The organism is Pseudoxanthomonas sp. SGNA-20, from assembly GCF_003931635.1.
Taxonomy (GTDB): Bacteria; Pseudomonadota; Gammaproteobacteria; order Xanthomonadales; family Xanthomonadaceae; genus Pseudoxanthomonas.
The window spans coordinates 148,990-163,024 of sequence record NZ_RRYK01000005.1 but is presented as its reverse complement, the minus strand read 5'-3'; the positions used below and the strand labels follow the sequence as shown (position 1 = coordinate 163,024).

General features: G+C 75.7%; 13 protein-coding genes. 4 read left to right on the top strand and 9 right to left on the bottom strand.

Features of this window, described 5'->3' with window-relative positions:
• Positions 1-10: 10 nt before the first annotated feature.
• Together EIM48_RS10770 and EIM48_RS10765 are read right to left on the bottom strand one after the other, a co-directional pair.
• Positions 11-3,325, bottom strand: coding sequence for an ankyrin repeat domain-containing protein (locus tag EIM48_RS10770; protein WP_125111637.1), 3,315 nt, complete (start codon positions 3,323-3,325; stop codon positions 11-13).
• Entirely contained in the window at positions 3,318-3,575 is a 258-nt protein-coding gene (locus EIM48_RS10765; protein WP_019397279.1) for a YcgL domain-containing protein, read from the bottom strand. Before EIM48_RS10765 ends, EIM48_RS10770 begins: the two co-directional genes overlap by 8 nt.
• A gap of 176 nt (positions 3,576-3,751) precedes the next feature.
• Here EIM48_RS10765 and EIM48_RS10760 point away from each other — a divergent pair, with 176 nt between their 5' ends.
• From EIM48_RS10760 to EIM48_RS10745, 4 genes are all read left to right on the top strand, one after another.
• A complete protein-coding gene (locus tag EIM48_RS10760) occupies positions 3,752-4,966 on the top strand; it encodes a beta-ketoacyl-[acyl-carrier-protein] synthase family protein (RefSeq protein ID WP_026010217.1) in 1,215 nt (404 codons plus the stop codon).
• Positions 4,963-5,748, top strand: a complete 786-nt coding sequence (locus EIM48_RS10755) for a beta-ketoacyl synthase chain length factor (RefSeq protein ID WP_125111636.1) — start codon at positions 4,963-4,965, stop codon at positions 5,746-5,748. The genes EIM48_RS10760 and EIM48_RS10755 overlap by 4 nt, the downstream gene beginning before the upstream one ends.
• A complete protein-coding gene (locus EIM48_RS10750) occupies positions 5,741-6,502 on the top strand; it encodes a glycosyltransferase family 2 protein (protein WP_125077365.1) in 762 nt (253 codons plus the stop codon). The genes EIM48_RS10755 and EIM48_RS10750 overlap by 8 nt, the downstream gene beginning before the upstream one ends.
• Before the next feature lie 82 nt (positions 6,503-6,584).
• Complete coding sequence (locus EIM48_RS10745) at positions 6,585-7,850, top strand: cation:proton antiporter (RefSeq protein ID WP_037034817.1); 1,266 nt, start codon at positions 6,585-6,587, stop codon at positions 7,848-7,850.
• A 10-nt stretch (positions 7,851-7,860) separates the two neighbouring features.
• On the opposite strand, the gene fabG is transcribed toward EIM48_RS10745, so the two are convergent.
• The 7 genes from fabG to EIM48_RS10710 are packed head-to-tail and all read right to left on the bottom strand — an operon-like array spanning position 7,861 to position 14,011.
• The gene (gene fabG / locus EIM48_RS10740; protein WP_037034820.1) at positions 7,861-8,598 is read right to left on the bottom strand and encodes a 3-oxoacyl-ACP reductase FabG; all 738 of its coding nucleotides are present in this window, start codon (positions 8,596-8,598) and stop codon (positions 7,861-7,863) included.
• Positions 8,599-8,631: 33 nt separating this feature from the next.
• Positions 8,632-9,087 (bottom strand): phosphotransferase, encoded by a 456-nt coding sequence (locus EIM48_RS10735; protein WP_125077366.1) that lies wholly within the window; start codon positions 9,085-9,087, stop codon positions 8,632-8,634.
• A complete protein-coding gene (locus EIM48_RS10730; protein ID WP_125108927.1) occupies positions 9,084-11,426 on the bottom strand; it encodes an MMPL family transporter in 2,343 nt (780 codons plus the stop codon). Before EIM48_RS10730 ends, EIM48_RS10735 begins: the two co-directional genes overlap by 4 nt.
• A gap of 6 nt (positions 11,427-11,432) precedes the next feature.
• Positions 11,433-12,092: a LolA-related protein gene (locus EIM48_RS10725; protein ID WP_019397287.1), complete on the bottom strand. Its 660-nt coding sequence runs from the start codon at positions 12,090-12,092 to the stop codon at positions 11,433-11,435.
• Positions 12,007-13,017: an acyltransferase gene (locus EIM48_RS10720; RefSeq protein ID WP_125111635.1), complete on the bottom strand. Its 1,011-nt coding sequence runs from the start codon at positions 13,015-13,017 to the stop codon at positions 12,007-12,009. The genes EIM48_RS10725 and EIM48_RS10720 overlap by 86 nt, the downstream gene beginning before the upstream one ends.
• Positions 13,007-13,300 (bottom strand): polyketide synthase dehydratase domain-containing protein, encoded by a 294-nt coding sequence (locus EIM48_RS10715; protein ID WP_125111634.1) that lies wholly within the window; start codon positions 13,298-13,300, stop codon positions 13,007-13,009. Before EIM48_RS10715 ends, EIM48_RS10720 begins: the two co-directional genes overlap by 11 nt.
• A gap of 30 nt (positions 13,301-13,330) precedes the next feature.
• Positions 13,331-14,011 carry a ketosynthase gene (locus EIM48_RS10710; protein WP_028915188.1) on the bottom strand — a complete coding sequence of 227 codons (681 nt, stop codon included), beginning with the start codon at positions 14,009-14,011 and terminating at the stop codon, positions 13,331-13,333.
• Between the last annotated feature and the right edge of the window lie 24 nt (positions 14,012-14,035).

The following is a 14,035-nucleotide window of genomic DNA, read 5'->3' as shown; positions in this document are numbered from 1 at the left end:
GCCGGCGCGCTCAGTTGCGCGGCTGGTTGAGGAAGCGCGCCATCGACACCCCGGTGGCCTGGTGCGCGGGCACGAACTCGGCGGCCACGTCGACGAAGCCGCGCATCACCGCGATGTCGCGCGGGGTGCGGTTGAGGGTGTCGCGCAGGTCCGGGTCGGCGCCGGCGCGCAGCAGGCGCTGGACCACCGCGCGCAGGCCGTGCAGCGCCGCCAGGTGCAGCGGGCCGAAGCCGCGCGGGTCCTGCGCGTCCAGCGACACGTCCTCCTCCAGCAGGCGCTCCAGGCCGGCCAGGACCACGTTCTCGTCGCAGGCGCTGCCGGGCTCGGCGCGCGCGCCCAGCAGCAGCAGCAGCGGGGTGACCCCGCCGGCGGCCGGCTGGTCGGGCTCGGCACCGGCCAGCAGCAGGGTGTCCAGCAGCGCCAGCAGGCGCGGGCGGTCGCGCCCGGTGAAGCCGTACAGCGCGGCGCAGTGCAGCGGCGCCAGGCCCTGGCTGTCGCCGGCGGAGATATCGGCGCCGGCGGTGAGCAGGCGCGCGGCCACGTCGGCCAGGCCCAGGGCCGAGGCCAGCATCAGCACGGTGACCCCGCCCGGCAGGCGGTGCTCGAGGTCGGCGCCGGCATCCAGCAGGGCCGAGACGATGCCCAGCTGGCGCATGCTCACCGCCGCCGACAGCGGGGTTGCGCCGCTGTTGGCGGCGTGCTGCGGATTGGCGCCGCGCGCCAGCAGCAGGTCCACCACCGCGGCATGGCCGCCGCCGGCGGCGCGCAGCAGGCCGGTGCAGCCCTGGGCGTCGGTGGAGTCGACCGCGAAGCCCAGGTCCAGCAGGCGGCGCACCGCGTCGGCGTCGCCGGCCATCGCCGCGGCCGGGACGTCGGCCGGGCGCAGCGGGCGCCCGGGCAGCTGCCAGCCGCGCCAGTCCAGCCAGTCGGCCAGGTCGCGGCGGCCGCTGGCCAGGGCCACGCCCAGCGGGGTCTGGCCATCGGCGGCACGCGCCTCCGGCGAGGCACCCTGGGCGACCAGGCGCAGCAGCGCCGATTCGCGGCCCAGCGCAGCGGCCAGGTGCAGGGCGGTCATGCCGTGGCTGTCGCGGGCCTCGCGGTCCACGCCGGCGTCCAGCAGGGCGTCCAGCAGGCGCAGCCAGCCCAGGCGCACGGCCAGGGACAGCGCCGGGTCGCCCGCCGGCGAGGGCGCGAACGGATCGGCGCCGGCGCCGAACAGTTCCAGCGCCAGCTGTTCGTGGCCGCGGGCGGCCTCGTCGCGCTGCACGCAGGCGGCGAGGAAGCGGGCCAGGCCGCCGGCGCCGGCCGGCGAGGCACCGTGGCGCAGCAGCAGCTGGATCGCGGCGGCGGCCTCGCCGCCGCGGCCGAGCAGGGCCGACAGCACGGTATGGCCGTCGACCAGGATTTCCGGATCGGCGCCCTGCTCCAGCAGCCAGGCCAGCGCTTCCGGGCGGGCCTGCAGCTCGCGCTCGTGCAGCAGCCCGCCCAGTTCGGCCGGGCTGCACAGCCGTGCCAGCGCCGGCAGGCCGTCCATGCGCCCGGCCAGCAGGCCTTCGCGCAGCAGCGCCAGCGGCGGGCGCGCATCGGCCTCGGCCGGCGCGGCGGCCACGCTGTCGGCCACCGCCAGCGGCAGCGGGTAGCCCGGGTCGAGCGCGGCCACGATCGCCCAGCGCCCGGCCTCGGCGGCGGCGTCCACCGCGCGGCGGCCGCTGGCATCGGGCACCGCCGGATCCACGCCGGCCTGCAGCAGGCGCCGCACCAGCGGCAGCGAAGGCTGCTCGGCACTGGCCGCCAGCAGCAGCGCGTTGCGCCCGGAGGCGTCCACCGCGGCCACGTCGACCCCGATCGCCAGCAGCTGTTCCAGCACCTCGGCGTGCTGGCCGCGCGCGGCCTCCAGCCAGGGCGTGCGCCCGGCCTCGTCGGCGCGGTGCGGATCGGCGCCGGCGGCCAGCAGCGCCGCCACGATCCCGGCGTGGCCGGCCAGCGCGGCCTCGTGCAGGGCGGTGCGCCCGCCGCGGCCGGTGGCGCCCACCCGCGCCTTGAACTTCAGCAGCAGCTGCACCCCGGCCGGATCGTCCTCGTCGCCGCCGGCCGCGGCCAGCAGCGCCGGCTGGCCACCGGGCGGCTCGGGCCGGGCGCCGCGTTCGAGCAGGAACTTGGCCAGGCGCCAGTTGCCGGCGGCGCAGGCCACGCCCAGCGGCGACAGGCCGTCGTTGTTGAGCGCCTCCAGCTCGGCGCCGGCGTCGCGCAGCAGCGCGGCCACGCCGGGGTCGGTGCTGCGCGCGGCATGGTGCAGCGGGGAATTGCCTTCGGCGTCGCGGGCGCGCGGGTCGGCGCCGTTGGCCAGCAGGGTCATCACCGCCTCGGGGCGGCCGTGCCAGCTGTCGCGGGTGGCGGCCAGCAGCGGGCCGGTGCCGCCGGGCGGGTTGAGGTCGACGCCCTGGGCAATCAGCGCGCGCAGCAGGCGCAGGTCCGGCAGCACCGCGGCCAGCACCGCCAGGCTGCGGCGGTCGCGTTCATCCTCCGGCGGCGGCGCATGCGGGTCGGCACCGGCCTCCAGCAGCTGCAGGGCCTGGTCGACGCGGCCGGCGCGGGCGGCGGCGTACAGCGCCTCGGCCAGCGCGGCCGGATCTTCCGGTGCCGGCGGCAGCGGCTCCGGTTCGGCCTGCAGCAGGGTCGCGGCGAGGAAATCCAGCGGCGCGGCGCGCTCGACCGGGGCCGGGGTGCGCTGCAGCCACAGGTGCAGCGGGATCCCGGCCAGGGCCCAGGCCGCGGCCAGGCCCCAGCGCGTGGCCGGGGCCAGCAGCTGCGGCCAGGCCAGCAGCAGCCAGCCGCCCAGCACCAGGGCGATGGCCAGCGCTGCGCCCAGCCCGGACCAGGTATCGGCCTGCTGCTGCGGCAGCCGGCGCCAGGACGCGCCCGGCGCGGCGCCCTCGCCCTCCACGGCGCGCCACACCGGCCACGTGCGCCACAGTGCGAGCACCAGCAGGGCCGCCATCAGGCTGGTGCCCAGCGCGGCGCCGAGGCTGGCGTGGGCACGCAGCGCCTGCAGCGGCCAGGCCAGCAGCAGCGCCGCCAGGGCCAGCCCGGCGCCCCAGGCCAGCAACGGCCCCGGCAGCGCGGCCGGCAGTGCGCGCGGACTGGCCGGCAGCGCGCGGGTACCGCGCCACCACGACAGGCCCGCGGCCAGCAGCGCCTGCGCCAGCAGGCCGGCGACCACCGCGACCGCGCCACCGAAGCCGGCCAGCGCTGCCAGCAGCACGCCGGCCGCGAGCAAGAACGCGGCCAGCGGCGGGCGGGCAGGACGGGAAACGGGCTCAGCCATGGGCCGCGTCCGGGGTACCGGGGACCGGCGGGAACTGGATGTGGAAGCCCTGCGCGGCCAGGTTGGCGCGCACGACCGCGGCGTCGGCCCGCGCCAGGCGGCGCTCCGGAGTCAACGCGACCTCGAGGACGAATTCCAGCTGGCCAAGGCCCTGCGCTACCGCCGCGGGCAGGCGCGAGAACCCGTCGCGTTCGGCCAGGAATACGTAGGTGTCTGCTCGGCGGCGGCTCTTGTAGACGTAGGCTTGCATGCGCGCGGTCGCGCCCGGCCCCGGGGGAAACGTAAGAACCTCGGGATTGTGGAGGAAATGTCGCAGGTGCGGAAGCGCGGCAATGCCTGGGGCATCGTTCATCCTGGTGAAGCCGGCCGGCACGCGGCGGCAACAGGCGCAGTGGCTATACTCCCGCGCCTCCTGCCCGCCAGTCGCTGCCCTTGCTCACGCACTCCCGTCCGGCGCCCGTCGCGCCCGTGGCCATCACCGCCTTCACCGCCACCACCGCGCTTGGCGCCGGGCTGCAGGCGCAGCACGAGGCGCTCGTGCAGCGCCGTGGCGGACTGCGCCGCAACGACCTGCCGGGGCGGCCGCTGGAGTGCTGGATCGGCCGGGTCGAGGGCGTGGAAACGGTGGAACTGCCGGCGGCGCTGGAAGGCTGGCAGTCGCGCAACCACCGCCTGGCCTGGCTGGGCCTGCAGCAGGACGGCTTCCTCGAGGCCGCGCGCGAGGCCGTGGCGCGCCATGGTGCGGCGCGGGTGGCGGTGGTGATCGGCACTTCCACCTCCAGCATCGGCGAAACCGAGGAGGCCTATACCCGGCTGGAGGATGGCCGCTTCCCGGCCGACCTGGCGCGGCTGAAGGTGCACTGCCCGGACGCCGCCTCCGGTTTCGTGGGCGCGGCCACCGGCGCCGCCGGCCCGACCCTCACCGTGGCCACCGCCTGCTCCTCCAGCGCCAAGGTGTTCGCCCATGCCGCGCGCCTGATGCAGGCCGGCCTCGCCGATGCAGCCATCGTCGGCGGCGTGGACACCCTGTGCGGCAGCGTGCTGTACGGCTTCAACGCGCTGCAGCTGGTCTCGGCGCAGCCCTGCCGGCCGTTCGACGCCGCGCGCGACGGTTTGTCGCTGGGCGAGGCCGCCGGCTTCGCCCTGCTCGAACGCCAGGCCGAACCCGCCCGCGTGCGCGCCTGGCTGTCCGGCTACGGCGAATCCTCCGACGCCTACCACATGTCCTCGCCGCACCCGGAAGGCCTGGGCGCGCGGCGGGCGATGCAGGACGCGCTGGCGCGTGCCGGCCTGGCGCCGGACGACATCGGCTACCTGAGCCTGCACGGCACCGCCACCCCGGCCAACGACAGCGTCGAGGCGGCGGCGGTGGCGGCGCTGTTCCCGCCAACCCTGCATGCCAGCTCGACCAAGGGCTGGACCGGCCATACCCTGGGCGCGGCCGGCATCGTCGAGTCCGCGTTCGCGCTGCTGGCGCTGGAGCACGGGCTGTTGCCGGGCACCCTCAACAGCGCCGTGCCCGACCCGGTGTGCGGCCCGCAGATCCGTTTCGACAATGCCCGCGCCGACATCGCCCATGCGATGAACAACGCCTTCGGCTTCGGCGGCAACAACTGTTCGCTGGTGTTCTCGCGCCCATGACCACGCCCCTCACCGCCGCGATCGAAGGCATCGGCCTGTGGGCCCCGGGCGTCCCGTCCTGGGAGGCCTTCGTCGGCCTGCACCGCGGCGCCGCGGCGCCGGAAGCGGCGCCCGCGCGGCCGGCACCCACGCTGCTGCCGCCCAACGAGCGCCGGCGCGCGCCGGACACGGTGCTGGTCGCGCTGCAGGCGGCCCAGGCCGCGTGCGAGGCCGCCGGCCGCGACCCGGCCAGCCTGCCCTCGGTGTTCACCTCCACCTACGGCGAGCTGGCGATCACCGACAACATGTGCGCCACCCTGGCGCGCGCCCCCACCGAGGTCTCGCCGACCCGCTTCCACAATTCCGTGCACAACGCCGCCGCCGGCTACTGGACCATCGGCACCGGGGCGATGGAGCCGGCCACCGCGATCAGCGCCGGCCAAGCCAGCTTCGCCATGGGCCTGGTGGAGGCGCTGGCGCAGCTGGAGGCCGGGGCGCAGGCGGTGCTCCTCGTCGCCTACGACGGCACGGCGGTCGGTCCGCTGCACGACGTGCTCGGCAGCGAGGGCCTGCTCGGCATGGCCCTGGTCCTGGCCCGTCCCGGCGGCAACGACCGCCTGCAGCTGCGACTGGACCCGGACGCCGGGGCGGCGCCGGTAGCGCCACGGTGCGGCATCGCCGCGCGCAATGCGATGGCCCCGGCGGCGCTGGCGCTGGCCGAGGCGCTTGCCGGCACGCATGGCACCACCGCCCTGCCGCTGGGCGAGGGCCGCGGACTGCGGATCGGACTGGCCCATGGCTGACCCGCGTACCACTCCGGTCGTGATCCCGGCGCTCAACGAAGCGCTGCGCATCCGCGACGTCGTCACCCAGACCCTGGCGCACTGCCCATGGGTGATCGTGGTCGACGACGGCTCCACCGACGGCACCGCCGAGCGCCTGCGCGACCTGCCGGTGACCGTGCTGCGCCACGGCCTGCGCCGCGGCAAGGGCGCGGCCCTGCGCACCGGTTTCGCCGAGGCGCTGGCGCGTGGCGCCACCGGGGTGCTGACCATCGACGGCGACGGCCAGCACGACCCCTCCGACCTGCCGCGCCTGCTGGCCGCGGCGGCGCGCCACCCCAACCACATCATCATCGGCGCGCGCCTGCGCCACCGCGCCGCGGCCCCACGCCTGCGGCGCATGGCCAATGCCTTCGGCGACTGGGGCGTGAGCTGGGGCGCCGGCTACCGCATCGCCGACAGCCAGAGCGGCCAGCGCTACTACCCGGCGGCGGTGGTCGCGCTGCAGGACGTGCCCGGCGAGGACTTCGTGTTCGAGGCGCAGCTGCTGATCTCCGCCTCGCGCCAGCTGGGCATCCGCAGCGTGGCGGTGCCGGTGGAGACCCGCTACCGCGGCCAGGACGGCGGCCCGCTGCGGCGCAGCCATTTCCGCCCGCTGCGCGACCTGTACCGGATCACCTCGCACGTGGCGCGCCAGGTGCTGGCCCATGGCGACGTGTGGCGCGAGTATGCGCGGGTGCGCGCCCAGGTGCCGCAGATCGACACCACTCCCTGAAGCGGACCGTTTCACGGCCAACCGTGTTTGGCCCGCGGCCGCGTGCGGGCTATAAGGGCCTGTCCGCGCACGGGGAGTAGCGATGACGGGGTTGCTGCTGTTCCAGATCGCCATCGTCCTGGTGGCCGCACGGGCCTGCGGCGTGCTGCTCGCGCGCCTGGGCCAGCCGCCGGTGATCGGCGAGATGGCCGCCGGCATCCTGCTGGGCCCGGTGGTGTTCGGCGCGGCCATGCCCGAACTGCACGCCGCGCTGTTCCCGGCCGCCTCGCTGCCCGGGCTGTCGGCGCTGGCAACCCTGGGCCTGGTGCTCTTCATGTTCGTCATTGGCGTGGAGATGCGCGCGCCGGAAGGCGCGCGTGCGCAGGTGCTGGCCGCGGCGCGGGTGGCCGGGCTGTCGGCGCTGCTGCCGTTCCTGCTGGCGCTGGCGGCGGCGCCGCTGCTGCACGGGATGCTGGCGCCGGAAGGCGTGGCCTTCTGGCCGTTCGCGCTGTACCTGGGCGTGGCCCTGTCGGTGACCGCGTTCCCGGTGCTGGCGCGGATCCTCAAGGACCGGCGCATGCAGCACACCGCGGTCGGGCGGCTGGCGCTGTCGGCGGCGGCGCTGCTGGACGTGGGCGCATGGATCGCGCTGGCGCTGCTGGTGGCGCTGACCGGCGGCGACGGCTATGCCGGCCTGGCCCGCACCCTGGCCGGCCTGGCCCTGCTGCTGGTGCTGGTGTTCGGCCTGCTCAAGCCGCTGTTCGCGGCGATGCTGCGCCGGCATGCCAGCGATGGCCGCCCGTCCGGCACGGTGCTGGCGGCGCTGCTGGTGGGCCTGTTCGCCTGCGCCGCGGCCACCGAGTGGCTGCAGCTGCACGCGGTATTCGGCGCGTTCCTGTTCGGCGCCTGCCTGCCGCGCGACGACCGCCTGATGCACGCCCTGGTCGAGCGCATCGAGCACCTGGCCCTGGTCCTGCTGATGCCGCTGTTCTTCGCCGTGGCCGGCATGGGCACCACCGCCGACGCGTTCACCGCCACCGGCGCCGGGGCGCTGCTGCTGATCCTCGGCGTGGCGGTGCTGGGCAAGCTCGCCGGCGGCGGCCTGGGCGCGCGCCTGTCCGGCTATCCGCTGCGCGACAGCCTGGCGGTGGGTTCGCTGATGAACGCGCGCGGCATGATCGAGCTGATCGTGATGAAGGTCGGCCTGGATGCCGGCCTGATCGGCCCGGAGCTGTTCACCCTGCTGTTGCTGGTGGCGCTGTGCACCACGCTGATGACCGGGCCGCTGCTGGCCCTGCTGGCGCGGCGCGATGCGCGCGCCGGGGTGGAGGCCGCGGCGGCCACGCCGCAGGACGGGGGCGGCACCTGAGGGCAGGCCTTCAGCCCATGCCGCCGTTGACCCCGATCACCTGGCCGTTGACGTAGCCGGCCGCCTCCGAGCACAGGAAGGCGACCAGCGCCGCCACTTCCTCCGGGCGCCCGGCGCGCGCGGCCGGCACCATCTGCCGGATCGCCTCGGGGCTGAACGTGCCGGCGGTCATCGAGCCTTCGATCACGCCCGGCGCCACGACGTTCACCGTGATCCCGCGGCTGCCCATCTCCCGCGCCAGCGACTTGCTGGCGCCGTGCAGCGCGGCCTTGGCCGCGGCGTAGTTGGTCTGGCCGCGGTTGCCCAGCACCGCCGCCACCGAGGACACGCTGACGATCCGGCCCCAGCGCCCGCGCGCCATCGGCAGCAGCAGCGGCCGGGTGACGTGGAAGAAGCCGTGCAGGGAGACGTCGATCACCCGCTGCCACTGCGCAGCGCTCATCCCGGCCATGGGCGCGTCGTCGTGGATGCCGGCGTTGTTGACCAGCACGTCGATCCGGCCCTCGGCCAGCAGGGCCTCGATCGCCGCGCCGGTGGCGGCGCCGTCGGCCACGTCGAAGGCCACCGCCCGGGCGCTGCCGCCGCGTTCGCGGATCGCCGCGGCCACCGCCTCGGCGCGGGCCAGGTTGGTATTGGCGTGGACGATCACCGCCATGCCGGCATCGGCCAGGGCATGGCAGATCGCGCCACCGATGTCGCCGCTGCCGCCGGTGACCAGGGCGCGGCGCTTGGGAGTCGTCAGGTCCATCGCGGCATTTTGCCAGCGCGCGCGGCGCTGGCGTCAGCCACCGGCCAGCGCGCTGCCGAGCATGGCCGCGGCGCGACCGCTGGCGATGACCTGGCCGCCATGCAGGATGCGGAACGCATACTGCTGGCTGGCCTCGCTGGCGGCCAGCAGTTCCGCCTCGCATTCCAGCGCCCCGGGCAGGTCATCGATGCGGGCAACCGCCAGTTCGATCCCGTGCAACGCCACCAGCACGCCCGGCGCGGCGCGCCCCCCTTCCGTGCCGGCCAGCAGTCCGCCATGCACGGCCATGGCCTGGGCGCCGTACTCGCACAGCGCCAGCGCCGGCAGGCGTCCACGCGCGCGCAGCGGATGCGCCGGATCGCGGTGGTTCCAGGCGCGCACGCGGATGCTGCGCGCGTCCCAGGCCAGCACTTCGTCCCACAGGCACATCGCACCCTGGTGGGGCACCAGGGCGAGGATGCCCGCGCGGCCGGGCAACGGTCGGTTCATCGGGTTTCCTCCGCGGGGCTGCGCGCCACCAGCACCGCCAGCACGAAGTTGCCGACCACGCCCAGGGCCACGGTGCTGCCGATCGCGCGCAGCACCGGGATCGAGGACAGCGCCAGCAGGCCAAACACCAGGGCGGTGGTCAGGCTGCACACGATCACCGCGTGCAGGGTGCGCAGCTGGTCGGCGCGGTCGTCGCCGGCATGGTCGAAGAACAGGGCGTAGTCCAGGCCCAGGCCGGCGGCGAGGATCAGCGAGACCAGGTGGAACAGGTTCAGCTCGACGCCGCAGCCGCGCAGCACGGCCAGGATCAGCAGGGTGGTCAGGGCCATCGGCGCCAGCACCCGCAGCACGCGGCGGCGGTCGCGCAGCGCGGCCACGACCACGCCGGCCAGCAGCAGCGCCGCCACCGCCAGCGCGCCCAGCAGGCGCAACCGCCACTGCGCCACCAGCGATTCGGAGGCCTGCTTGAGGTCCAGCAGCTGCGCGCCCGTGCCGGCCACTGCATCGGCCACGGCCTGCGGATCGGCAAGGCCCGACAGCGACACCAGCGCGGTGGCGTGGTCCTCGCCACGCACCAGGAGGCCGCCGACCGCCAGTTCCAGCGGCGTGCCGGCCAGGTCGTCCACGCCCAGCGGCGGCGCAGCGCGGGCGGCGGCCACGTCCCCGAGGAAGGGCTCGAAGGCATCGGGCAGGAACGGCGAACCGTCCAGTGCCTCTTCCAACGAGGCGCGCAGCGTGTCCGCGTCGGGCAGTCGCGCCTGGCGCGCACGTTGCAGGGCGGCGCTGGGCAGGTAGCGCGCTGCCAGGTCGTAGCCGGCCAGCACGCCGCGTGCCTGCAGTTCCCGCAGCGCGGGCAGCAACTGCTCGGAGCGCTGCAGCGCGCTTTCCACGTCCACGTCCTGGATCGCCAGCATGTAGCGCACGTCCGGCGCCCCCAGCTCGGCGCGCAACTGCGCGTCGCGCTGCAGGTCGGCCGGCGGCACCGGGGTCAGGCGCGACAGGTCGTTCTCCCAGAACGGACCAGGCGCGAACAGCGCCACCGCCGCGGCGGCGACCGCCAGCGCGGCCAGGCTGCGGCGCGGACGCGGCAGGTTGGCGAGGCCGCGCCAGAGGCGTGCCAGGCGTGCCGAATCGGCCGGGTCGCGGCGCGCCGGCGTCACCAGCCGCGGCAGCAGCCAGCGGGTCGAGGCGGCGGCCACGCCCAGGCCGGCGATGGTGAACACCGCCAGCTGCTGCAGGCCCTGCACGCCGGAGAACAGGAAGGTCGCGTAGGCGATGCAGGTGGCCAGCACGCCGGTGACCAGGGTCGGCCACAGCGCGCGCACGCTGGCCACCGGCGATTGTCCGGGACGCAGGTGGCTGAAGAAGTGGATCGGATAGTCCTGGGCCACGCCGATGAGGGTGAAGCCGAAGGCCACGGTGATGCCGTGCACGCCGTCGAACAGCAGTGCCACCGCCCCCAGGCCAGCCAGGCCGCCACTGGCCAGCGGCAGCGCGCCCAGCAGCGGGATGCTCCAGCGCCGGTAGGCAAGGCCCAGCAACAGCAGCAGGCCGACGGTGTCGACCGTGCCGATCCACGAGACTTCGCGCTCGGTGCGCTCGCGGATGGCCACGGCGAAAGCGCCGGGGCCGCTCATCTCCAGCCGGGTCGCCGCGCCTTCGGGGCGACTGGCTTCGAACGCGGCCTGGATCGCCGCCACCGCCGCCTGCTGGGCGGCGCTGTCGAAGCCGGCAGCGGTGGTCTGCACCAGCAGCAGGGCCCGTTCCCCGGCCTGGTCGAACCACACGCCGTGGCGGCGCCCGGGCGCCTGCGCCGGCTGCCAGGCCTCGGCCAGGCGCAGGATTTCCAGGGTGGGGTCGGAGGGCAGCAGCGGCTCGACCAGGTCGGCCGCCGGCGAACCAAGGTCCTGCAGCCGCTGCTCCAGTTCCTCGCGCAGCGTCCCCGCATCCAGCGACTGCGCCTGCGGCGCGGGCGAGAGCAGGTAGCGGTACGGGCGCAGGCCTTCGGGCACCGCCTCCAGGCCGGCGTCCTCGCCGTTGGCGACCAGCGCGATCCCGGGCCGCGCGGCCAGCTCCACCGCCAGCGCGCGCGAATGCGCGGCCAAAGTCCCGTCGTCGGCGCCGGACAGGGCCAGCAGCAGCAGGCGCGAGCCCGGGCCCTCGCCCAGCTCGTCCACCAGCAGCACCTGCGCCGGCGTGCGCGGGCTGGGCAGGAAGCGGCGCAGGTCCTCCTCCATCCGCAGTCCACGCGACAGCAGCCAGCCGCCCAGCGCCAGCAGCGCCACCCAGCCCAGCAGCAGGGCCAGGCGCGCGCGGCCGCGCGGTTCGCGGAAACCCATGCGCGCTTACTCCGTGGCGCCGTGGCAGAGCGCGGCCAGGGCCTGCGCGTCCTCGACCCCGGCCGCGGCCGCGGCGGCGCCGGCCATCAGCGTGCGCTGCGGCTCGCCGCGCACCGGATGGCTTTCCACGCACAGCAGCTCGGCGTTTCGGCCATGCACCTCGATCCGGGCCAGCGAACGCGCCAGCTTCGGGTCGCGCGGCTGCAGGCGCAGGGTCCAGGCCTGCAGGGTGCCGGCGGACTGCACCTGGTAGGTGCGCTGCAGGCGCTCCAGGTCGCCCGCCAGCAGCGCGCCGAAGCCGTCCTGGATCGCCTCCAGCTCCGGCACCTGCTGCAGCGACACCCGCCGCGGCGCGCGCCCGGCACGCTCGATCACCGCCTCGCCGGCGGCCAGCGTGGTGGTTTCCGCGTACGGCACCCGCACCTCGCGCACCAGGCGGCCGTCGGCCTCGCGCCGGTACTGGCCCTCGATGCGTAGCGGCTTGCGCAGCATCGCCGACTGCCGCACCTCCACGAACCCGGTGTGGCTGGGCGCCGGCTGCGCCACCGCGCGCAGGATCGCCGCCGGGGCCGGCGCGGTCTCAGCGGCTGCCGGCAGCGCGGTCGCGCATGCCAGCAGCAGGGCCGGCAGCAGGCGCCGCGGCGCCGGTCGGGAGGGATGCGTCATCGTCGTTCCAGAAGTCGAAGAAGTTGAACCAGTTGTACTCGGCACCGCGGGCGTAGTGCTCCAGGCGCGCGGCATAGGCCGCCACCTGTTGCCGCAACCACTCCGCGCGCCCTTCGCGCCCCGGCGGCGGCGTGGCCACCGGATCGAGGAAAGGCTCGAAGCACAGTTCGTAGCGGTTGCCGCCGCGGTACAGGCCGAAGCACAGCAGCACCGGTGCGTGCAGCGCCAGCGCCAGCCGCCACGGCGTCAGCGGCAGCCGCGCCGGGTGGCCGAGGAAGGGCACGGCCACGGTTTCCTCGTGGCCATGGACGCGGTCGACCAGCAGCGCGACCAGGGCGCCCTGCTGCAGCGCGTGCTGGATCTCCAGCGCGATCGCCGGTCCGGGCAGGGCGCCGTCGATCACCCCGGCGGCCAGCGCCGGGTCCAGCGAATCGAACACTTCGGTCAGCACCGGGTTCTGGCCGCGGTCCAGCACGATCCGCACCTGCAGCCCGGGGCGCCGCCGCGACAGCACCCGCAGCGCGTCGAAGCTGCCCAGGTGCGAGCCGAACAGCAGCGCGCCGCGGCCCTGGTCCAGCAACGCCTCCAGGTGCTCCAGGCCATGCACGTCGATGTCGAACACCTCCATGCGCCCGCCCAGCAGGAACACCCGGTCCAGGATCGTGGCCGAGAAGGTGTGGATGTGCCGCGCCACCTGCCACAGCGAGGCGCGGCGGCCGCGCACCCGCGACAGCCAGGAGCGCGAGGCGCGGCGCTCGGCGCCACGCATGCACAGGAAGTAGGCCACGATCGGGTACAGGCACAGCCGCGCCAGGCCGCGGCCGCCGCCGCGGGCGATCCCGAGGATCAGCCGGATCATGGCCCGGTTGCCGCCCTCCGGGCGCTGCTTCCACGCCGCCGTGGGCTTGCCCGACTCAGCGGCCATCGCCGGCCTCCGCGCGCAACTGGCCGCTGGCCAGCACGGTGTCGCCGCGGCGCACCTGGAAGCACCAGGCCGGCGGTGCGCCGTCCAGCACCACCTCGGCCTCCTCGCCGGGCAGCAGCGGATGCAGGAACTTCACCTGCGGCAATTGCAGCGGCCCCTGCGTGCCATGGGCGGCTTCCACCGCCTCCAGCACGCGCTCGAGCAGGACCACGCCGGGCACCAGCGGGCGCCCGGGGAAATGCCCGTCCAGGCACGGATCATCGGCGGGAATGGTGAAACGCATCGGCAAAGGATAGCCCGCCGCGGCCGCGGCTCAGCCCAGCAGGTCGCGCCAGAACTTCGGCCCCAGGGCCGCCATCTGGCGCAGGAAGTCCAGGCCGTTGCGGTAGGGCTGGCGCGGGAAGCGGCGCTTGCGCCAGGCGAATTCGCCGAGCATGAAGCCGCCGACCACGCCGTAGTTGAGCAGGTTGGCGAACCAGGACCAGGCCTGCGGCGAAACCGCCAGCGGCGGCGTGCGCCCCAGGGCATGCAGCACCCCGCCCGGCTCCGCCCACAGCGCCAGCAGCGCATTGGCCACGGTCAGCAGGGCCAGCACCCCGGCCCAGCCGGCGGTGAGCCGGCGCGCGTAGGTTTCCAGTTCGGCGGTCATCGGCTGCCCGGCGCGCTCGTGCAGCGCGCGCACGATGCGCGCGATCAGCGGCACCCGCCCGCCCCACAGGCTGCGCGCGAACCACCACGCCAGCCAGCCGGTGAACAGCACCGGCGGTGCAAGCAGCAGCAGCTGCGGCCAGGGGCCGCCGTCGAGCCGGGCCAGGCCGGCCAGCAGCAGCCCCAGCAGGGCCAGGGCCCAAAGCCGCCGCCTCAGCAGCGGCGCGGCCAGCAGCAGCAGGACCAGGTCGGCCAGGGCGAAGCTGGCCCAGGGCCCACCGCGGGTGGTGGCGGCATGGGCCAGGAACGGATAGGCCACGCACAACAGCAGCTGCAGCGGCAGCAGCAGGGCCGGCGCGGCGCCGCGCGG